The following is a 20,445-nucleotide window of genomic DNA, read 5'->3' as shown; positions in this document are numbered from 1 at the left end:
TATCAGGAGTGGTGTTTTTGTTTTAGATTAATCTTATAGTTTGGTTAAGGGGTAGCTTTGACCGCCTGACCTTTGGGATGACGAGGAGCAGCATAAGTGCTCGGATTAGCTTTGTTCATTGCTTTTCTCTGCTGCACATTGTTTCGAACAAGCGCGAAGATGACGAGCAAGGTACCGAAAAACTCATAAGCGCTAATGTGGTAGCCTTGAAAAGCCATAATGACGAAAGTAGTAATCGGAACGAAATTAATAAACAATATGCCATTTAGCGGCGATAATAATTTGATGCCTGCATTCCAGCATAACAAAGCGGCTAATCCAGGCAATAGAATCATAAAGGACATTTCATATTTGATTGAAAGTATCGTTTCCCAAGCAGGTACAGGCAGCACGCCAAAAGTGGATGCAAGTGTTACGATAACAAAAGATACGGCGCTGCCGAGCAAACAGGTTAACGTGGAATAGCGGAGTATGGACCACTGTTTAAACTGCGTACCGCCCATGGAGTAGATTACCCATCCAACAACTCCTATAAAGATGAGCAGAAGCGGGAAAATATGTTGGCCAGCCATCATGAAGAAAGCTAATTTTCCGTTCGTAATGACGAGTAATGCGCCTACAAGGGCGATGGCAACACTCGTCAGCATATATTTTTTGGGTGCGGTTTTTTTAGTGACCCACAATACCATAATAGATATCATCGGCATAAGCACTTCCATTATTGAAGCGGCGACGGTGCCTGATTCCCCCATCAGATGTTGTCCAAGGAATACGGCCATATTGTAGACTGTAAAAGCCATTGTCCCATAAAACAATAGAGATTTACCTCTGCCCTCTAAGCGGAATGCAGATTTACCCTCTTTCACTAACAAGAGCACGCTCAGAATGATTGCAACGACAAAATAGCGAATAAACGAGAAATAAAATGGATCAATTTGCTGTAAAGCAACGTGGGCTACAGGAAACATGGCTCCCCACGACATACTTGCAACGAGGCAAAGTATAGAGCCGATAATGACTTGTTTTTTTAGCACGAGGTGTCTCTCTCCCTAATAGAAATTATGCCGAGTTATTGTCTATTTCCAATGATAGGGGGTTGCAAGACGATAGTAAAACGATTGAAAATAAAGTTTATCATCATTTATAATGATATCTAACATATAAGATCATCTGAATCGAATGGCAGTGGAGGGGTGCGCTTGGAATTTAAGGATTTGAAAATTTTTCAAACCGTTGCTGCACACGGCAGTATCAGCAAAGCAGCGCTCGAGCTGAATTACGTGCAATCAAATGTAACAGCAAGAATTAAGCTGCTGGAAAAAGAGCTGGATACGCCATTATTTTATCGCCATAAGCGCGGAATGATTTTAAATACGGAAGGTAAACGTCTGCTCGAGCATTCGAAAGAAATCTTGTCCAAAATGGAAGAAATGAAGCGTACCTTTCACAATAAAACAAATCCCTCCGGTGTCCTGGAAATCGGAATTGTGGAAACCGTTATCGCGCTTCCTCATATTTTATCCTCGTATTATAGCAAGTATCCGAATGTAGAATTATCGCTGAAAGCCGGAGTGACGGATCAGCTGCTGCAAGAAGTGCTGGATATGAAGCTGGATGGCGCTTTTGTTACCGGACCAATTAGGCATCCCTTAATCGAGCAGGTAGAGGTTATTCAAGAAAAGCTAGTGCTCGTGACCAAGGGGGATGCGTTCTCGATGGACGACATCACGACAAAACCGCTTTTGCTCTACAACAAAGGCTGCGGTTATCGCGGGAGACTGGAAAGCTGGATGAAGGTAGAGGGCATTATTCCAAAACAAATTATGGAGTTTGGCACTTTTGGGACGATTATTGGCAGTGTCGCAGCGGGGGTAGGCATAACGATAATTCCCGAATCCTCGATTATTGATTTGGCTGCTAACGGCACCGTTTACTGTCATAGTGTACCTGAGCCATATCGTGATATTACGACAATTTTTATTCGGCGCAAGGATTCCTATTTAACGAGTACATTACAATGCTTTATTGATGAAATCATTGCTCGGACAAGCGGAGTGCAATCGAATATGATATGAAAAAAGAGTCGGTGCAGGGATTACGCCTGCACCGACTTTTTTCATAGCCTTTCATTATTCGAACCACTGTCTCGGCCCTATCGTGTGGAAGCTCTCCGTCTGATCTGGATTCAAAGCATCTTGGATACGTTTATAAGTAAAGTCACTCAATGGTCTAGGCAGATCATCAATGCTGCAATACTGGCAGGCAGTAATTTCTTTATAACAAGGCTGAGGGGCTTGATTGTTTACGGTTTTGCAAATGAAAACAAAGTGGTGCATATCATGATGCGGCTCGTAGTATACACCCGTTAAGCGATCTACGGTTACCTCGAGACCTGTTTCTTCTAATACTTCTCTTCTCGCAGTTTCCTGCGCAGACTCGTTTTGTTCGGATAACCCGCCGGGTATTTCCCAATTGTATTTACCATAGTTATGTTTCACCAGCAGAACACGATTTTCAGAATCAACGATAATAGCAGCCGCACCAACCGGTTTGTTTGACAATTAAAGTCCTCCTATTTATCTGTATGAATAATGGCATTCTCTATACGGAACCATATGGAAAAAAGTTGCAGCGATATTTACAATACCTTCACCCTGAGATAATAGAGCAATGATATCTTCTTGTTATGATGAGGCAGTCATGTTTATGTGGATTGTCAAAATTGTTTACAAAGGAGATTATTATGAACTACGTCAACAAAAAGGTACTATCTATTCTGTTATCCTTGGCATTATTGCTTGGTTTGCTCGGAGCAGCCGCACCATCCCCGGTCGCTGCTGCTTCTGCGACTGAGCCGGTGACGTTACTGCCGGGAAATTCGGTTTGGAAATATTACGATAAAGGTATAAATCAAGGCACAGTATGGAGGTCTACTTATGACGATTCAGCGTGGAGCTCAGGTAATGCCCCGCTAGGTTATAAGGATTCTGGTGCAATTATTAGTGCAGCTGGTTTTGGCGCACTGAAAACAAAGGTAGATTATGGAACGAATAAAAGCAAAAAATATCCGACGACATATTTTCGGACGAATCTGAATGTAGATAAGAACAGCATGGATCATTATGGACAGCTGCTAGCTACCTTTGCCGTTGATGATGGCGCTGTGGTTTATGTAAATGGAACAGAGGTTGTGCGTCTGGGCATGCCGACAGGCGACATTTTGTATTCTACATTTGCGACTTCGAATATGGATGATCCTGTCGTTTATACGGATGTAGACCTCACAACAGCATTAAAGGCTAACTTAAAAGACGGTAACAATGAGCTTGCTGTTGAGGTTCATCAGCAAAGAGACAGCAGCTCGGACCTCTATTTTGATATGAAGCTTATTGCTCTGCAAGAGGTACCAAAGGTAGAAGTAAGTAAAGTGACGGTCACTTTCAATGGTGATCCTGTCAGTTCGAAAGGATTTACATGGTACACGCCGCTTGATGCGAATCGAGCTAGTCAAAGCGATTTGCAAGTGGTAGAAAAAACTGGCGATACAGCAGATTTTACGAACGCAATAGCATTTACGGGTCGTTCAACCGTTGCTAAGAATTCCTTAGGAGAGCTTGTTCATAAAGCTGAAGCGACGGGCTTGAAAGCGAACACGACGTATTTCTTCCGTGTCGGCGATCAATCGTTGAATTTGTGGAGTGAAACAGGTACATTCCAAACCGCACCAACAGGCGGAGCGTTCTCCTTTATTGATTTAACAGATACACAGGCGAAGGAAAAAGACGAGGCAGAAACATCGGGCTCAACCATCGCTAAGGCGCTGGCCACTGTGCCAGATGCAAAATTCGTCGTTCATAATGGCGATGTCGTAGAAAATGGAACAACCGAGCAGGAATGGAATTGGCTGCTTGGCTATTCACAAGAGAGCTTGCTTAATACAACGATTGTGCCTTCAGCAGGTAACCATGAGGATAAAAACTACGCATTTTACGATCATTTTAATGTGAAGCAAGCTGAAAATTCGGCAACAGTAACAGGTGCTTATTATTCGTACGATTACAGCAATGCTCATTTTATCGTACTGAATTCGAACGAGAACTCAACTGAGTATGCGAATTTCTCAGTAGAGCAAGTAGAATGGTTGAAGAATGACGCGACAGCAGCGAAAGCGGCAGGCGCAGAGTGGATCATCGTTAATATTCACAAAGGTCCATATACAACTTCAAACCATGCGACGGACAGCGATATTATGGGCGCTAACGGCGTAAGAAACAAAATCGCTCCACTCATGAATGAACTAGGCATTGATTTTGTACTTCAAGGACATGACCATATCTTTGCTCGTACAAAACCGATCAAAAAAGATGGAACTGCAGAAGCGGTTGAAAAAATTACAGAAACTCTAAATGGACAAACGATTGAATATGCAGTAAAGCCTGACGGCACGATTTATATGATTCCAGCTACAGCTGGTGCGAAGGTATACTTCAAAAACCAGAAAGTACAGCTTGGCGATGCGTATTATAATCTCTTCGACAAAGCTGACGAAAATCATGCTCGCAAGTATGGCGACACGACAAGTGCTGCACGTGGAAAGGTACAGAACTTCGTTGGCGTTAACATAGATGGCGGCAAGTTAACCGCTGTTGTTTACGAAATTGACAAAAATATTGATGGCGGAAAACCATTCGTCGTTGATCAATTCGGTATTACGAAGGAAGACAAGCCTGACTACAGCAAAGAAAAAGTAAGCAAGGTTACGGTAACCTTTAACGGCGACCCAGTAAGCTCCAAAGGTTTTGCATGGTACACTTCACTGCTTCTTAAAGGCAATGACCTGCAAGTAGTAGAGAAAACGAACGAAGCGCCGGATTTCACAAAAGCAATTAATTTTGCAGGACGTTCTACCGTTTCTTCCAACTCACCTTCTGAGCTTGTTCATAAGGCAGAAGCAACGGGCTTGAAGGCAAATACGTCGTACAATTTCCGTGTGGGTGACGCGGCACTGAACATTTGGAGTGAAGTAGGAACATTCCAAACCGCACCAGTAAACGGACCATTCACATTCATCGACTTGGCGGATACACAGGCCAAAGAAGAGGATGAGGCGAAGCTTTCGGCTGAGACGCTGGAGAAAGCACTTGCTACAGTACCAAGCGCACAATTCGTTGTGCACAACGGTGATATTGTAGATACAGGCACAAAAGAAGAGCAGTGGAACTGGCTGCTTGGCCATTCACAAGAAAGCCTGCTTAACACAACCATTGCACCATCAGCAGGTAACCATGAAGATAAGAACAATGCATTCTACGAGCATTTTAATATCAAGCAAGCAGAGAACTCTGCAACGGTAACGGGCGCATACTACTCATACGATTACAGCAACGCACACTTTGTTGTGCTGAACTCGAATGAGACTTCGGCAAAATATGCGAACTTCTCCGAGGCGCAAGTCGAGTGGCTGAAAAAAGACGTGCAAGCAGCGAAAGCAGCGGGCTCGCAGTGGATTATTGTCAACATTCACAAAGGTCCATATACGACTTCAAACCATGCAACGGACAGCGATATTATGGGCGCTAACGGCGTAAGAAACCAAATCGCACCGATTATGGCAGAGCTCGGAATCGACTTTGTAGTACAAGGCCATGACCATATTTATGCTCGTACAAAACCGATCAAAAAGGATGGAACAGCAGCAGCAACAGAGAAGATTACTGAAACATTGAACGGTGAAAAGATTGAGTATACGGTGAATCCGGATGGTTCAATCTACATGATTCCTGCAACAGCAGGTCCGAAGGTATACTACAAGAATGTAAAACCAGCACTTGGCGAAGCTTATTACAATCTGTTCGAGCGTGCGGAAGAGAACCATGCGGCTAAATACGGCCCAGATAAGAACGACAGCACACGCCCAGTTCGCGGTCAAGTACAAAACTTCGTTGGCATCACGATCGATGGCAACAAGCTAACGGCTGTAACATATGAAATTGACCAAACCTTGAACGATGCTAAACCATTTATCGTAGATCAATTCGGTATTGTGAAGAAGGAAAAAACAGATCCGGGACCAGGTCCAGGAACAGGTCCGGGTACAAACCCAGAAACGAATCCAGGAAAAGATCCGGGAACTAACCCAGGTACAAATCCTGGTACTGGAACTGGCGGCGGTAATGAGTCAGAAGTTGTATTGAAGGATATTGCAGGCCACTGGGCAGCATCAGCTATCAATGAAGCTGTGAAAGCTGGTTTCGTTAAGGGTTATGAAGACAGCCAGTTCCACCCGAATAAATCAGTTAATCGTGCAGAGTTTATCACGATGCTGGCTCGTGCGCTGAATCTCTCTGACTCAGGCAAAGCTTTAAACTTCAAGGACTCTGATAAAATACCTGCATGGGCACAATCGTTTGTCACGCAGGCTGTTGAATCAGGTATCATTAGCGGATATGCTGATGGCACATTTGGTCCTGAGAAGGAGCTGTCTCGTGCAGAGATGGTCGCTATGATTGTTCGTGCAAGTGGAATAAAAGTAAATCCAAATGCTAAGCTTTCCTTTGCGGATTCCAAATCTGTTCCAGCATGGGCAGTTCCATACGTTGCAACCGCAGTGGAGGCGGGACTTGTTAGCGGCGTTGGCCAGAACCGTTTCGCTCCTCAGCAGATTGCCACTAGAGCAGAAGCAGTAGCACTCATTCTTGGTTTGCTTAACAAAACGAAATAATCATAACTTTTATTCAGAAAAACCTGCAGGCTTCACCAATTGGTGGAGCTTTGCAGGCTTTTTATTATGGAAAATACATGTATGTTAACGAGCGGCAGCGGCCAAAATATTGCCGATTGCTTGCTTCGCTTCATTTTTGATTTGTTCAAGTTGTTCGTAATCAACAGCTTGCGTATACAATTGCTCCCGTTCATCTTGCAATGTCTTGGCTAGAGCTAGCTGCTGAACCGATGTTTTGATCTGCGCAGCGTAACGGTATTTTATTTCGGTAATGGTATCTGAATGCGCTTCATCTGTTCCAGGTGTAATGCAGCTGGCATACATATCGATCATTTCATCGCCTGAACGATCGGGAAAGTACTCGTGTGGCGCTGTACTGTCGAAAATTGCGAAGCCAAGCTCACGAACGATGACCATATCTAAGCTGTTCGGATCGAAGCCGCAATGATAAATCTCCACATCCAGTCCGCGATCGACCCCGGCTGCAGCTATTTTTTTGAGCATGGTGGATTTGCCTGAACCAGCTCTGCCTTTAACGAAATATCGTTTTAAGCCATCCGTCAGATTCGGGACAAAATCGAATGAGCCCTTAGCTGTAGCAGCGCCCAAAAAACGGTGATCAACACGACTTGTTTTCTCCAGCCTGTTATCGCCATAAAATGTATCGATGTACGAGGCTGTCAGCTCATCGGCTGCTTGGAAATTCATGTTCTGAATATAGATGCTCTCCCAGTCGTCATGAATACGAAGCGCCTCAGCAAAGCCAGCATAAGCTTGATCGTACGCCTGCGTAATTTGTGTACTTAAAATCTCGATCTCTGGCTTTAGCGCTTGCAGCTCTGCTGCATCTGCGGCCTCGCCGAGATGAATGTATTGAACGGATGCTCCTAGCAAAGCGGGATCAATAAAGCGCGGCGGTGTTCCATCAACAAGGCCGAGACGGAGTGAGGGAACGATGAGTCCATCTAGCGAGCCATTATCGAAGGGGGAGTGCAGCAGCCAAATGTCATAGCCACCCTGCGCGATGTCGTCAGCTATAGAAAGAATGAGGTTTGATCGTTCTAAAGCAGGTCCTTCTTTCAAAATAAATAAACGCTCCAAATCTTGCAAAGACGAGTCGTACAGGCTGGTCAAGCCTCGAGCTGTATTTCCGTTCACATAGAAGTTTTTGATGATTCCAGTCATAACCGTCACACCTTCCTAGGCTAATGTCATGCTGCATACTCCATCGTATTATTTCCATGTTGAATTGGTGCTAGTATCCAATTCTCTTTATTGTGCCTTTAACGTAAGGACGGTAAGCTCTGGCCGGCAATGAAAACGAACGGGAATGCGTGTCATTCCTATCCCGTGAGTGGTATACACTTGCAATTTGCTGTTCGGTACCTGATACAAACCAGCAGTATACTTGCTCCCGTAGGGAGGTGTATACAGTGCCCCGACTAAAGGAATACGCACTTGTCCGCCATGACTATGGCCTGACAATTGCAGGTCGACCGGATAGCGGGCATACTCATCAGCAAAATCCGGCTCATGCGCGAGCAGAATGGTACTGGAACCGTCTGGAATGCCTTGCAAAGCCTGATCGATATTTGGATGTCCAACCATCGGATCATCGACCCCGGCAATATAGAGCTGCGCTGAGCCCTTTGTTAACGCGACATGCTGGTTATCGAGCACATGGAATCCAGCTTTTGATAGCCCCCTGGTAACTGCTCTTCGAGTGCCGAAGGCATCGTGATTGCCTAGAACGGCATATTGCCCAAAGGGCGCTTGCAGCTTCGAGAGCTTTGAGAGGAAGGCAATGGCTTCCGGCATATACGCGGTGGATTGATCGAGCAAATCACCTGTGAAGCAAATAAGGTCTGGTTTTGCCCGCCTAACTTGCTCTGCAAGCTCAGTCAGCAGTTCAGGTTTAGAATGAAAGCCGAGATGCAGGTCACTGAAATGAACGATGCGAAAGGAGTTGAAGGAGGGAGGCAGCTTTGGGATGGCAACCTTCACCTGTTTAACCTCAATCCAATACGGCTCAACTAGATGCGAGTATACGCCGGATAAACCAGCGGTTCCCATCAGCCCCAAAGTTACATGCAAGCTCTTCTTCAAAAACGTCCGTCTACTCATAGGTGCTGAAGTTGATTGCATAATGCCTCCATTTTCCTTGTTGATGTCTTCCAATGATGATCTTTAAGTGCAATCATAGTCCTTTTTTGTTACGTCAATGTGACAAAAAAATAAGGCACCGCAACAGGGTTGTCGCAGTGCCTTTAATTCGTACTCGTATCTATAGGCAACGAGAAATAAAATGTAATTTCCTCGTTTTCGATATGAAAGCCAAACGGTGCTTCATGCTTTTGCAAAATCGTTCTCGCGATCGATAAGCCTAAGCCCGTTCCGCTAAGCTGTTTGTTGCGGGAGCTCTCCATTACATAAAAGGGTTCCCATATCAAATCCCATTGTCGCTGCTCATCATTTTCAATCCCATTCGTGATCGAGAAATGTAAAAAATCATCTTTATTCAGAGCAGTAATACGAATTTGTTGATTGGTTGAATATTTCATTGCATTGGAAATGAAATTGTTCAAAACCATCTCTATCTTCTGCTCATCAGCGAATATATGGTGCTGGTTTAGCAAGCTGTCATCTACAGATAGCTGAATAGCTTCCTGTTGAATGGAAAAACGATATTTTTGCAAGGTTCGATGGAGCAGCTGTTTGAAATCAAAGGTGTTCATCCGATAAAGGTCGGTTTGCAGCTTGGAGAGCTCAAGCAGCTTGCCCACCAGCATCGCAATGTCATCGGTTTGCTGCTGGATCACATCAATATAGGTACCGTCGTCCATTCCGTCCTTTATTCCTGAAGAATAAGCCTTTATTAAGGACAGCGGGGTCTTCAGTTCATGCGAAATGTTGGCTATAAACTGCCGCAAGTTCTCATTTCTCGCTTCGAGCTCATGATGGGCATGCTCTAATTTATCACTCATTTGATTGATGCTCTCTGCTAAGGCTTCAATTTCATCGCCCGTACGAATATGAACCTTGGTAAACGATAAGCTTGAAATGGCTTCAGCTGCATCTTGTATTTTGGCAAGCGGACGAACGATGCTTCTTGTGAAAAGTGCTGACAGGATGATTAACAGCAGCAGCTCGCCTGCATAAGTATAGAGGGTAAATTGATTGACGATGGTTAATGTTTCTGCCGAGTGGGATATCGATTCACCGACTACAAAAACGATCTCATCTTTTTTCATAAAGGTAACGAGAAAGCTGGATTTCAGTTTCTCTTGATTGTAAATTTTTCTGACCATTTGATATTCGTTAAGCTTACCAAGACTTTCATCCGTGATCCAAAACTTGCTCAGCGTAATGCCTTTTTTATTTAAAAGACCTATAATTGTTTCGTTTAGCGCATTCAAATTTGCTGTAATTGGTGTGTTTACAATGGTGACATCGTATTTGTTCTCAAGAGCCTCCATATTTTGCAATAACTGCTTTGTATCCATAGCATCAAGCTGCTCAGTTATAGCTGCAAGGGCATGCTTTTTTTTGTACAAAAGGTATTTGGGCAAGAAAAACGAATTCATCACAATTGAGAAAATAACGACGATACAGAACACAAATAAAATGCGCCCAATCAACTTTTTGTTTAGCTTATTCATGAGGTTCTTCCAAGCTGTAGCCCATCCCTCTATGTGTTCTGATCAAATGATCGCCGATCTTTGCTCTAAGCCTGCGGATATGCGTATCGACAGTTCGTTCTTCGCCAAAATAATCGAATCCCCAAATACGATCGAGCAGAGCTTTCCGTGAAACGATGATCCCTCTGTTTTCAATGAGGTACTTCATTAAGTGAAACTCTTTATTCGTAGCCTGTAGGTCGGTCTCATCTCTAAAAATTTTTTGGCTATCGATATCTACTTTTATATTTCCTATCGCAATTTGATTGTCCATATGAAGCAGCTTCTTTACTCGCAAAATCAAAATACGCGGGTCAAACGGCTTGCTGACATACTCATCTGCTCCAGATTGAAGGGCGATGAGTTCATCCTCGTCTTCCCCTTTTGCCGTCAGCATCAATACCTTCGTTTTGCTTTGTTTTTTGATTTCTTTGCATACCTCAATACCATTTACTTTAGGCATCATCCAATCTAATACAGCTAAATGGATGTTGTTTGAATAGAAAATGTTCAGCGCTTCCTCTCCATCCTGTGCTAGGAAGGTATGAAAGGCTTCTTTCTCAAAATACGCTTTTAAAATCTTGAGCATAAAGGGCTCATCATCGGCAATTAATATATTCATTAAGGGCTCCTTCCCAGCAATGTAGAGAGATAGAATACGTAAGGAATATGATACCTGTTATTAGAATAAGCTGTACATCTTGTTTTTGTTTCATACCAGCGGAGCCTCAGGTCAAGCGGCTGTAAGAAAACCATAACTAAATACGACTACGACAATGAGAAAAAATAAGACAACCAAGCAAGCAGCTATTTTCATCTTATTATAAACCTGTCTCGTTGATCAGCTCTTCTCGGTTCGCGGCCACTTTAATCAGCTCCATGATTTTATAGGCACCTTCCCCATTTTCAAAACTGCTCATATGCTCGGCGTATACGAATCGGTGCTCATACAGCTGCATAATCGCCTTAACAAAGCTTTGAGCGGTCATTTGCTCTTGAAGCAGCAGCTTGGCAAAGCCGGCCTGCTCAAAATATTGTGCATTCATAAGCTGCCCCGCGCGGCTTCCCCCCTTGTATGCGAAATAAGCAGCATTGGCTTCTGCAGCGCAAGCAGCTCATGCCTTGTTGTTTTCACCATTTGGTTAATGCTATCGGCCCCTAGGCTGCCTCCCATTCTTAGAAAAACGGGCTTCTCGGAAGTAAAGTCGCAAGCATGGAGCGCGCGCTGAATATTGTCCGACTTAAAATTTTGCTTCAATATTGGGCCTTTATATACGGCTTTGTAACGACCATCGTTTTTTTTCAAAGCTTGTTCCTCCCGTTTATATGAACGATTAATAAGAACAAGCATAAAGTTTGAATGTTACACCAATATGGCAAAAACCATAAACGGCATTAGGTCATGCGATAGCGGTTCTATTTACAAAAAAAATAAGCCCTCATTAGGAGAGCTTATGCTAAATTGGGATAGACTCATTTTCTCCTATACAGACGATGAACGATGCTGGCCAGGAGAATGCCGAGCATAAACCCTGAAATCGGAGCTACAACAGCTATCCCGATATAGTTGGAGCTGGACGTGAAGATGAGCTTTAACGTTAAAGTCAGCAATATACAAAATAAAACAATTGCCCAATATAACATTTTGTGTTTTGTGGCAGCGCCTGTATAAACAGATTCCAATTTAGCTTTATTTATAAAGCGGTATAACAGCATTGCTTCTATAACTAGACCGACGATGGATAACGTTCGCTGAAACCATTTATATAGCGGTATCCCGGCAATTGATTCACGAAGAACAGGAAATATAGTAACAAACATGCCTGAATAGTGCGTGCATGCATCGATTAAAAGATGTGAATAGAAGCCAATGACGACGGAGATGAGAAACACCAGCCAGCTCTGCACCGAATTTAGTTTCCATTCATGGGCGAGGCTATAGGCTTTACGATCTAAACTCCCAAGCGCAGGCAGGTTTATAGCTAAGGGAACTTTTACAACACAATGAAACAAATAAGCGAGCATAATGCTCAGCGGTATCGCTTGATAGATCAACCCGCCAAAGGAATGGCCGATCGTCTGATAGGGCTCAAGCGCAATAAAATATTCAAAATCAGGAGACATACTCCCGAGAACGAGACCAGTTAAGCTAAAATAAGCAGGCTTTGCCGCTTTTAAAGGTGCAATATATAGCGGATGAGCAAAGGTGAACGGCAATTCGGCACCTCCTAACGGGTCTATTTTAAAATAGGAAGACGGTACTTTTAAAAGAAATGTAACATTATAGGCCAAGGGAGGGGCATTAACATAATAATTGGGCGCTTTCCCCCCTTGTTTTAATGAGGTAATTTTGGGACAATAATAAGCAGATTGTTTGTTTCGGCCTACTAGCTAGAATAGGGCTGCTTTTTAGCAGTTTTGAAAAGAGGATTAGTTATGACTAAAGCATCTATATATGGATTAACGTTTGATCAGCTGACGGAGTGGCTGAAAGAACGAGAGTATACAAAGTTTCGGGCATCACAAGTATGGGATTGGCTTTATCGGAAGCGTGTAACGGCTTTTGAGGATATGACGGATGTGAAGCAAGAGATCATTCAGCTGCTTTCCGAGCATTTTGTCATTCAAACGCTTACCGAGCATACGAGGCAGGAATCAGCGGACGGAACGAATAAATTTTTGTTCAAGCTGCATGATGGCAACTTAATAGAGACGGTATTGATGAGACATAAATTCGGCTTATCGGTTTGTGTGACGACACAAGTAGGCTGTAATATTGGCTGCAGCTTCTGTGCGAGCGGTCTGCTTGCAAAGAGCCGTGATTTAACGGGCGGAGAGATCGTGGAGCAGATTATGAAGGTGCAGCTTCATTTGGATCAGGCGCAGAAGGGCGAGCATGTCAGTCACGTCGTTGTCATGGGCATCGGCGAGCCATTCGATAATTTTGAGAACCTGACAGACTTTATCGGTGTAATTAAGAGCCAGAAGGGGCTTGCGATCGCTGCTAGACATATTACCGTATCAACGAGTGGCTTAGCGAACAAAATCGTGGAGTTCGCCGATTCGGATCTACAGGTTAACCTTGCCGTTTCCTTGCATGCACCGAATGACGAGCTTAGAACACGTATTATGAAAATAAACCGAGCGATTCCCATTGCGAAATTGATGCAATCCATCGATTATTATTTGGAGAAAACGAATCGGAGAATTACGCTTGAATATATATTGCTGAAGGACGTTAATGACCAAAGAGAGCATGCAATAGAGCTTGCACAGCTTATTGGTCATAGAGGTAACCTCGCTAATGTAAACCTCATTCCCTACAATCCGGTGGATGAGCATAGTCAATACCAACGAACGGATCGCGAAACGGTGCGAGCTTTCTATGATACGCTTAAGAAACAGGGTATCAGCTGCAGCGTTCGCCTTGAGCATGGTACGGATATTGATGCCGCTTGCGGACAGCTGCGGAGCAAACAGATCAAAAAATCCAAAGAGCAGAAATTGGGGCAAGAAAGCTCAGCAGCAGCGTCCCTCTAGAAGCGTATCATACCTTTGCAGCTGCTGCTTTTAAAAGATAATCATGTGAATAATATGAGAACACCTTCTAAAAGAGGTGTTCTTTTTATTTGTTTATACAGCCATTTTTTCTGAATATTTACAATTTCGGATAAGATGGACATACTACGATCATATATTTTTAGATAAGAAGGGTGTATGCATATGAAGAAGAGAATAATGGATGTCATTACAATTATGGTTGGCGCACTTATTTTTGCATTAGCAATCAACTTATTTGTTATTCCGAACGAGTTTGGCGAAGGCGGGGTTACCGGGATAACGATTATTTTATATTATGTTTTCGGATGGGCACCATGGTTAATGAGCTTAATTTTCAACTCCTTCCTGCTCATTGTAGGCTATCGTTTTCTGGATCGACAGACGGTCATTTATACGATCGCAGCGGTGCTTTTCCATTCTTTATTTCTCCATTTAACAGCAGACTGGAGTATTCAATCCGATGAATTAATCGTAAATGCGCTGTTTGGCGGCTTGTTTGGCGGAGCGGGAATTGGGCTCATTATCCGCGTTGGAGGCACGACTGCAGGAACAACAATTTTGGCACGTATTGCGAATAAGTATTTGGACTGGAACATTAGCTATGCCTTGTTGTTTTTTGACTTAATCGTCGCGTTCTCCTCTTATTTCATTATCGGTGCCGAGGCGCTGATGCTTACTATTGTCATGTTATACATCGGTACCAAGGTGATGGACTTCATCATTGAAGGGGTTAATCCGAAAAAAGCGGTCACCATTATATCCAAGGAGCAAGGCAAAATTGCTGAGCAGGTTAATGTGGTGATGGATAGAGGAGTTACTGTTATTTATGGCCGCGGGCACTATACGAAAACACCGCAGGAAATTTTATATATTGTCATTAGCAAGCAGGAACTGAGCCAGTTGAAAAAAATTGTGAAGGCATGCGACAAAAATGCGTTTATTACGATTCATGATGTGCGGGACGTATTTGGCGAAGGATTTATTGATATTTCAAAATGATTACAGCGATTGGTATAAAAAAGAAGGTCGTGGAATTTCGCTTATTTTCGGGATATAGAGTAAAATTAAAACAAGATAGCAGATAGGAGTTGTTTAAATGTCGAAAGACGAAGTAATTTTGACGCAAGAAGGCTTAGAGCAGCTGCAAGCTGAGCTGGATGATCTAAAATATGTGAAGCGCAAGGAATTGGCTGCACGGATTAAACTCGCGATCAGTTATGGCGACTTAAAGGAAAACAGCGAATATCACTCAGCCAAAAATGATCAGTCCTTCATGGAAACGAGAATTCTTATTTTAGATAAAATGCTGAAGAAGGCTCGCGTGATCGAAGCGAAAACCTTAGACCTATCGAAAGTAAGCATCGGTTTAACCGTCATTTTAAACGATATCGAATTTTCTGAGAAGATCGAGTACAAAATCGTAGGTACTGAGGAAGCAGATGTTGCGGAGAACAAAATTTCCTACGAGAGTCCACTGGGCAAAGAGCTGCTTGGTCAGACGGTAGGCAGCATCATTAACGTAAGTGCTCCTATGGGTGTTATTAAATACGAGCTTCTCGAAATCAGAGCATAATTCATTATCCTATAGATCATTGCATCACAGCTAATCCGCCTGAAGCGGGTTAGCTTTTTTTGACGAAAAAGGGCAGAAACGACAGCATCGTTAAAGAACCGATCGATACAAACATATTGCGACAGAAACAGATGAGAAAAGATTAACGGGCATTGGGACTATAGCTTGATGTAAACTAATACTTTGTATGGCAAAGTATTACCATGACTGTTGCAACAAAAAAACATAATCTTTGGAAGCTGTACAAGTTTCCAAAAACCTTTTCTAGGAGGAAAGCCATTATGAACTATCATTTCTTTGTAGGCAACGATAACGGAAACAGTGAGCATGATCTTATCATTGACGGCAAGCTGGTTCAGCAGCCTAATGTAAATTGTACGGTGGACGAGCTTCCATGGAGCGAAGAGCAAACACCAGAGAGCTTTATTAAGAATTTGCAGGATCAGCTGGTTGTAACCATCGATTCGCCATCAGCAAGACCAGGGATGTACTATGTCGGGAAGTTCGCTCTAGAGAGCGGAGAAGTGCTGGACAATCTGCAAATCGGAATTGATCTGAAGAGCGATATGGATTTGCCGGTTATCAATACGCTTGCCCAAATTGCGGCGATGGCTGTTCAGAAGGCGTACGAGGAAGAGAAAAAAATACCTGCACAAATCGATGTGGAAGTAGATATGGCAACGGCGCTTCCGGTTACGCAGCACACGGATGAGACCTCTGCTAAGTTTGAGAAACGATTTACGTCTGGCTTGCACCATGTGACGGTTCATTTGGGCATGCAGCGCGTAGCTGTAAAAATCGTGTTCCCGTTTGCGAAGGTCGTTCCAGAAGCCACTCCGGTTATTTTCACGCTGCAGAAGGATTCGGCGGGCGGCTGGAGAGAGGGCGAAATCTTTGGAGATTTCCTTGAATCCTATGAAGTAGATAAGAAATTCAACGGCAGTTATTTCAAAGACAAACGCATTCTTCATGTGGATATCGGAGACGGTTCTACGGAATATCCGATTACGGAGGGGAATAAGTTTCTTCGTCAATTCGTGCATGGCAGCCATCATGGCGCCGGTTATGCGATTGAAGAAGCGCTGCAGGAGTTTAACCGACTCATTCATTTGGCGGACAGCCCGCGTCAATTTTTCAGCGATGTTATCAAAAATCCTAACCATAAATACCATGCACGTGCGCTTAAGACATTAAGAAGACCGCTTGAGAGCCAGGTTAGACAAATCGTGCAGCATGTCAAAAAACAGCTGACCAAAGCACGCAATGAAATCGATCTGATTTGCGTTTACGGCGGCGGAAGCATACTTATGCGCTCAGTACTCTACGGACAGCTGAAAGAGCTGTGTACGGAAAGAGAGATGCAGCTGCTGTATATTCCTGCCGAGTACGCAGTGCAGCTGAATGCAATGGGTCTTGATGCATTTGTGCGTGGCAAAATCTATGAGGCATTAAAAAATAAAGCGGTTCAGCCTGCATAAGCTTAATCATCAGGTTGAGGTATAATCTAACGGATTCTGGTAGGTGAGAGGTATGAAGAAAACAAAACTGCCCGGTGAAAATATAAGCTTGAAAACCAAGAAATCAGAGGATCCCTTAATTATGCTTTGGTTGAATTCACAATCGAATCTCATGGATTCTCTTCGATATTTGGTTGAAAATGAGATCGCCGTAAATGGCGTTCGGAATTTGCAAGCTTTTGTTCCGATGGAGAGAAGTCGATTGCAAGGCTCATCGGCCTTGCAGCAAGGCAGCGAAATCAGGTCTCCATTAACAGGGGAGGAACAATTGTCAGCAGCGATCGCTGAAGTTAGCGCCGCTGTCACTGCTCCCATTCCTGACCCAAAAGCTTCTCCGGTTGTAGAGGAAGAAATTGATGATGATGATATTGAAGCATGGAGCTAGATCGTAGGTTCTATTCAAATCGACACCAACAGCCTTTGAGCTTCAGAGTATGGCGATAAAAATTTTTCCGGAAGTATTAGAAACAGCGACAGCCATGACGAGAAAACATCGTCCTGACTGTCGCTCTTTTTTTAATTAGTGCCATTTGAGCATTTAGTCACTCTATTTGTTGTTAAGAACGTTTTTTAAAAGCTTCAACCGTATGGATGGGAAATCAGCAAAGCTAGAAGCGTTTTGAGCAAACCCCAGAGTGGTTACCCCATCGACATCTTAATGGCATCAAATGCTGCTCTTTCATCGATTTGAAGAGGCCGAGGAACTGCGCGAATTGCTGGAGGATAAGGTTTCAAACAAAACCGAGTTGATAAAAGAACAGCGGAAGTATAGGACGCAAAAATGTCAATTACTTCTGCTGTTCTAGATGAGAGCTAGATTTCATAGCTGGCTAATCGATTTAAAAATTGAACGGCGCGTATGCTCTGAGGATTTTCCAAAACATGTTCCGGAGGCCCTTCTTCTATAATAACTCCGCCATCCATAAGAATGACACAATCCGCTACATCCGCTGCGAACTTCATCTCGTGGGTGACGATTATCATCGTCATTCCATCGGCAGCAAGCTTCTTTATAACCTTGAGCACTTCGCCAACCAATTCGGGATCAAGTGCCGATGTCGGCTCATCAAACAGCAGTACCTCAGGATCAATGGCCATAGCTCTTGCAATGGCAATCCGTTGTTGTTGTCCGCCTGACAATTGATGCGGGTAAAAATCAGCCTTTTCGCCCAATCCAACTTTATCCAATAGCTCTGCGGCGCGTTGCCGAGATTCTAATTTGCTCTTCTTCTGCACAGTCAGTTGGGCTTCCATAATATTCTCAATCGCCGTTTTGTGTGGAAAAAGGTTAAACGATTGAAATACCATACCCGTTTGCTTGCGCAAGGCTACGGCTTCTTTCTCCCGAACTTTCTTCTTCGCCTCAAAATCCAAAGATTGCTTACCGATCGTTAATAGGCCTCGATCAGGCACTTCTAGTAGGTTGAAGCATCGAAGCAGCGTAGTCTTGCCGGAACCGGAGGGCCCTATTATCGCGAGCACCTTGCCTTTCTCCAACGTCAAATTAATTCCCTTCAAAACTTCCAAAGAACCGAAGGATTTATGCAAATTGCGTACTTCTATCATCAATTATCTCTCCCTTAGCTTGCGGAAAACCGCGCCAATCGCTTCTCGGTAATATTCTGCAGCCATGACAGAACAGAGCAGAACAACAGATAGAAGGCCCCAGCGGCGCAATAAATTAGAAGTGGCTCGTACTTAGCCGCGTTAATTTGCTGTGCTACACGGAACATTTCCACATAAGTAATGGTAGCGGCAAGTGAAGTATCCTTTACTAGGCTGATGAACGAGTTGCCTAGCGGGGGAATGGACACCCGAGCCGCCTGCGGTAAAATGACTCGCCGAAGCGCCTGCCACCTTGTCATTCCTACTGAATATGAGGCTTCCCATTGCCCTTTCGGGATCGACTGAATCGATGCACGGACAATCTCGGAGCCGTAGGCGCCTACACTGAGCGTAAAGCCGATGACAGCGGCAATAAACGGATCTAATATAATGCCGACATAAGGAAGACCATAGAAAATAATAAACAATTGGACAAGCAGCGGAGTTCCGCGAATGATCCATACATAGAAGCGAGCAACAAGCCGCAGTACTTTTATGGAGGATAGTCTTGCAAGAGCAGTAGCAATAGCTAATATTAGACCTAAAATAAATGAAACTAGTGCGAGTGGAATTGTAAAAACTACCCCTGCTTTGAGCAGGGGTAGCAGTGAATCAATAAGAATCTCTATTTGACGGTCAGTCATATTATAATCATCCTTTACGCCTGTGGGCTGTTAGTCAGCAAGGCAGCGTTCATTATTTGGAGACGTCTGCTCCAAAATATTTCTCGGAGATTTTCAAGTAAGTGCCATCACTCTTGATTTCGGCAAGCGCGCCGTTAACCGCTTCAATTAATGCTTCATTTCCTTTTCTGAAAAGAGCGGCATTTTTGGCTGCATCCGGTGCTTCAGCAACAATTTTAAGCGGTAGTTCAGGCTTTTGCTTCTTTAGATCCAAGAAGGATAATCCGTCATTTACGGTAGCATCGATGCGTTTCGAAGCAAGTAAATCAATCGCTTGACTGAAACCATCCGTTGTTACAATCTCTGCCCCATTCTCACGAGCAATATCAGCGAGGTTGCTAGTTAACGATTGTCCCGCTTTCTTGCCTTTTAGGTCCGCGAACGTTTTAATATCATTATTGTCTTCAGCAACGATTAATACGGCTTTGGAAACGATATAATCATCAGAGAAATCATATTTCTCTTTTCGTTCATCTGTAATACCTACTTGGTTAAAAATAGTATCAAACCGCTTTGCATCAAGGCCGGCGATAATGGAATCCCACGAAGTCTCAATGAATTCAGCCTTTAAACCAAGTCGCTTAGTAACCTCTTCAGCAATTTCGATGTCGAAGCCGGTGAGCTTGCCTGACTCATCATGAAATGTAAATGGGGCGTACGTGCCCTCCGTACCGATGCGGAGCTTGCCGCTTGCTTTAATTGAATCCCATGCTTCTTGCCCCGGTGCTTGCTCTGCTGAATTGGAAGCTTCCGCAGTCGGGCTTACTGCTGGCTCCTTGGAGCCTCCAGTGTTATTGTCATTCTTGGTGCCGCAAGCTGCTAGCAGCAATACGGTAAGTGATATCAACAATGTAAGTGTGCTTATTCTCTTCATAAAATTACCCCTCACTATTCTTATCTGTATTGTGTGGATTGAACGACTACATGAATAGTATAACGCAGGTGAAGGTGTGTCAATCTTTTTTTCCGAGTATTCTTATCTGAATTATGGATTAAAAGATGGATAAACATAAAAACAATATAATTATGTTCAAAAAGTCAAAGTAAATTAGAATAAATGAGATGTTTGACTCTTTCACTTTTAAATTGAGAATGGAATCCTCGACAA

General features: G+C 43.6%; 19 protein-coding genes. 7 read left to right on the top strand and 12 right to left on the bottom strand.

Annotated elements, in window-relative coordinates; all coding sequences use genetic code 11:
• Positions 1 to 44 precede the first annotated feature (44 nt).
• Positions 45 to 1,034 (bottom strand): DMT family transporter, encoded by a 990-nt coding sequence (locus tag MHH56_RS32335; protein WP_339205635.1) that lies wholly within the window; start codon positions 1,032 to 1,034, stop codon positions 45 to 47.
• A gap of 165 nt (positions 1,035 to 1,199) precedes the next feature.
• Here MHH56_RS32335 and MHH56_RS32330 point away from each other — a divergent pair, with 165 nt between their 5' ends.
• Entirely contained in the window at positions 1,200 to 2,075 is an 876-nt protein-coding gene (locus MHH56_RS32330) for a LysR family transcriptional regulator (RefSeq protein ID WP_339205634.1), read from the top strand.
• Positions 2,076 to 2,129: 54 nt separating this feature from the next.
• Here MHH56_RS32330 and MHH56_RS32325 read toward each other — a convergent pair whose 3' ends face one another.
• On the bottom strand, positions 2,130 to 2,561 hold the full coding sequence (locus tag MHH56_RS32325; protein WP_339205633.1) for an NUDIX hydrolase: 432 nt from the start codon (positions 2,559 to 2,561) through the stop codon (positions 2,130 to 2,132).
• 182 nt (positions 2,562 to 2,743) lie between these two features.
• Between MHH56_RS32325 and MHH56_RS32320 the strand changes: the two genes are divergently transcribed.
• Complete coding sequence (locus tag MHH56_RS32320) at positions 2,744 to 6,721, top strand: S-layer homology domain-containing protein (RefSeq protein WP_339205632.1); 3,978 nt, start codon at positions 2,744 to 2,746, stop codon at positions 6,719 to 6,721.
• A gap of 84 nt (positions 6,722 to 6,805) precedes the next feature.
• Here the strand turns inward: MHH56_RS32320 and MHH56_RS32315 are convergent, their stop codons facing one another.
• The 7 genes from MHH56_RS32315 to MHH56_RS32285 all read right to left on the bottom strand — a co-directional run bounded on the left by MHH56_RS32315 (position 6,806) and on the right by MHH56_RS32285 (position 12,615).
• Positions 6,806 to 7,906, bottom strand: coding sequence for a PRK06851 family protein (locus MHH56_RS32315; protein WP_339205630.1), 1,101 nt, complete (start codon positions 7,904 to 7,906; stop codon positions 6,806 to 6,808).
• A gap of 87 nt (positions 7,907 to 7,993) precedes the next feature.
• A complete protein-coding gene (locus tag MHH56_RS32310) occupies positions 7,994 to 8,845 on the bottom strand; it encodes a metallophosphoesterase (protein ID WP_339205629.1) in 852 nt (283 codons plus the stop codon).
• A 143-nt stretch (positions 8,846 to 8,988) separates the two neighbouring features.
• On the bottom strand, positions 8,989 to 10,380 hold the full coding sequence (locus MHH56_RS32305; RefSeq protein ID WP_339205627.1) for a HAMP domain-containing sensor histidine kinase: 1,392 nt from the start codon (positions 10,378 to 10,380) through the stop codon (positions 8,989 to 8,991).
• Positions 10,373 to 11,020, bottom strand: a complete 648-nt coding sequence (locus tag MHH56_RS32300) for a response regulator transcription factor (RefSeq protein ID WP_339205626.1) — start codon at positions 11,018 to 11,020, stop codon at positions 10,373 to 10,375. The genes MHH56_RS32305 and MHH56_RS32300 overlap by 8 nt, the downstream gene beginning before the upstream one ends.
• A 199-nt stretch (positions 11,021 to 11,219) precedes the next feature.
• Positions 11,220 to 11,444 (bottom strand): hypothetical protein, encoded by a 225-nt coding sequence (locus MHH56_RS32295; RefSeq protein WP_339205625.1) that lies wholly within the window; start codon positions 11,442 to 11,444, stop codon positions 11,220 to 11,222.
• Positions 11,441 to 11,704, bottom strand: coding sequence for a hypothetical protein (locus MHH56_RS32290; protein ID WP_339205623.1), 264 nt, complete (start codon positions 11,702 to 11,704; stop codon positions 11,441 to 11,443). The genes MHH56_RS32295 and MHH56_RS32290 overlap by 4 nt, the downstream gene beginning before the upstream one ends.
• 167 nt (positions 11,705 to 11,871) lie before the next feature.
• The gene (locus MHH56_RS32285; protein ID WP_339205621.1) at positions 11,872 to 12,615 is read right to left on the bottom strand and encodes a DUF4184 family protein; all 744 of its coding nucleotides are present in this window, start codon (positions 12,613 to 12,615) and stop codon (positions 11,872 to 11,874) included.
• Positions 12,616 to 12,834: 219 nt separating this feature from the next.
• On the opposite strand from MHH56_RS32285, the gene rlmN reads away from it, so the two are divergent.
• The 5 genes from rlmN to MHH56_RS32260 all read left to right on the top strand — a co-directional run bounded on the left by rlmN (position 12,835) and on the right by MHH56_RS32260 (position 17,434).
• Positions 12,835 to 13,938, top strand: a complete 1,104-nt coding sequence (gene rlmN / locus MHH56_RS32280) for a 23S rRNA (adenine(2503)-C(2))-methyltransferase RlmN (protein ID WP_339205620.1) — start codon at positions 12,835 to 12,837, stop codon at positions 13,936 to 13,938.
• Between the two features lie 183 nt (positions 13,939 to 14,121).
• Positions 14,122 to 14,958: a YitT family protein gene (locus MHH56_RS32275; RefSeq protein ID WP_076266441.1), complete on the top strand. Its 837-nt coding sequence runs from the start codon at positions 14,122 to 14,124 to the stop codon at positions 14,956 to 14,958.
• A gap of 97 nt (positions 14,959 to 15,055) precedes the next feature.
• On the top strand, positions 15,056 to 15,532 hold the full coding sequence (gene greA / locus MHH56_RS32270; RefSeq protein WP_076266440.1) for a transcription elongation factor GreA: 477 nt from the start codon (positions 15,056 to 15,058) through the stop codon (positions 15,530 to 15,532).
• A gap of 281 nt (positions 15,533 to 15,813) precedes the next feature.
• Complete coding sequence (locus MHH56_RS32265; protein ID WP_339205618.1) at positions 15,814 to 17,010, top strand: ParM/StbA family protein; 1,197 nt, start codon at positions 15,814 to 15,816, stop codon at positions 17,008 to 17,010.
• Between the two features lie 52 nt (positions 17,011 to 17,062).
• Positions 17,063 to 17,434 carry a hypothetical protein gene (locus MHH56_RS32260; protein ID WP_339205616.1) on the top strand — a complete coding sequence of 124 codons (372 nt, stop codon included), beginning with the start codon at positions 17,063 to 17,065 and terminating at the stop codon, positions 17,432 to 17,434.
• A 428-nt stretch (positions 17,435 to 17,862) separates the two neighbouring features.
• Here the strand turns inward: MHH56_RS32260 and MHH56_RS32255 are convergent, their stop codons facing one another.
• The 3 genes from MHH56_RS32255 to MHH56_RS32245 are packed head-to-tail and all read right to left on the bottom strand — an operon-like array spanning position 17,863 to position 20,211.
• Entirely contained in the window at positions 17,863 to 18,615 is a 753-nt protein-coding gene (locus MHH56_RS32255) for an amino acid ABC transporter ATP-binding protein (RefSeq protein ID WP_339205615.1), read from the bottom strand.
• 14 nt (positions 18,616 to 18,629) lie between these two features.
• Positions 18,630 to 19,298: an amino acid ABC transporter permease gene (locus tag MHH56_RS32250; RefSeq protein ID WP_339205614.1), complete on the bottom strand. Its 669-nt coding sequence runs from the start codon at positions 19,296 to 19,298 to the stop codon at positions 18,630 to 18,632.
• A 52-nt stretch (positions 19,299 to 19,350) separates the two neighbouring features.
• Positions 19,351 to 20,211, bottom strand: a complete 861-nt coding sequence (locus MHH56_RS32245) for an amino acid ABC transporter substrate-binding protein (RefSeq protein ID WP_339205613.1) — start codon at positions 20,209 to 20,211, stop codon at positions 19,351 to 19,353.
• Positions 20,212 to 20,445 lie beyond the last annotated feature (234 nt).

Origin of the sequence: Paenibacillus sp. FSL K6-3182, from assembly GCF_037976325.1 — a bacterium.
Classification (GTDB): Bacteria; Bacillota; Bacilli; order Paenibacillales; family Paenibacillaceae; genus Pristimantibacillus.
This window is presented reverse-complemented; position numbering and strand designations above follow the sequence as displayed.

What these genes read in the sequence shown, in the direction of transcription:
- MHH56_RS32320 (WP_339205632.1), top strand. Translation starts at nt 2,744, where the DNA reads ATGAACTACGTCAACAAAAAGGTACTATCTATTCTGTTATCCTTGGCA.
- MHH56_RS32315 (WP_339205630.1), bottom strand. Translation starts at nt 7,906, where the DNA reads ATGACTGGAATCATCAAAAACTTCTATGTGAACGGAAATACAGCTCGA.
- MHH56_RS32310 (WP_339205629.1), bottom strand. Translation starts at nt 8,845, where the DNA reads ATGAGTAGACGGACGTTTTTGAAGAAGAGCTTGCATGTAACTTTGGGG.
- MHH56_RS32305 (WP_339205627.1), bottom strand. Translation starts at nt 10,380, where the DNA reads ATGAATAAGCTAAACAAAAAGTTGATTGGGCGCATTTTATTTGTGTTC.
- MHH56_RS32300 (WP_339205626.1), bottom strand. Translation starts at nt 11,020, where the DNA reads ATGAATATATTAATTGCCGATGATGAGCCCTTTATGCTCAAGATTTTA.
- MHH56_RS32295 (WP_339205625.1), bottom strand. Translation starts at nt 11,444, where the DNA reads ATGAATGCACAATATTTTGAGCAGGCCGGCTTTGCCAAGCTGCTGCTT.
- rlmN (WP_339205620.1), top strand. Translation starts at nt 12,835, where the DNA reads ATGACTAAAGCATCTATATATGGATTAACGTTTGATCAGCTGACGGAG.
- MHH56_RS32275 (WP_076266441.1), top strand. Translation starts at nt 14,122, where the DNA reads ATGAAGAAGAGAATAATGGATGTCATTACAATTATGGTTGGCGCACTT.
- greA (WP_076266440.1), top strand. Translation starts at nt 15,056, where the DNA reads ATGTCGAAAGACGAAGTAATTTTGACGCAAGAAGGCTTAGAGCAGCTG.
- MHH56_RS32265 (WP_339205618.1), top strand. Translation starts at nt 15,814, where the DNA reads ATGAACTATCATTTCTTTGTAGGCAACGATAACGGAAACAGTGAGCAT.
- MHH56_RS32260 (WP_339205616.1), top strand. Translation starts at nt 17,063, where the DNA reads ATGAAGAAAACAAAACTGCCCGGTGAAAATATAAGCTTGAAAACCAAG.
- MHH56_RS32255 (WP_339205615.1), bottom strand. Translation starts at nt 18,615, where the DNA reads ATGATAGAAGTACGCAATTTGCATAAATCCTTCGGTTCTTTGGAAGTT.
- MHH56_RS32250 (WP_339205614.1), bottom strand. Translation starts at nt 19,298, where the DNA reads ATGACTGACCGTCAAATAGAGATTCTTATTGATTCACTGCTACCCCTG.
- MHH56_RS32245 (WP_339205613.1), bottom strand. Translation starts at nt 20,211, where the DNA reads ATGAAGAGAATAAGCACACTTACATTGTTGATATCACTTACCGTATTG.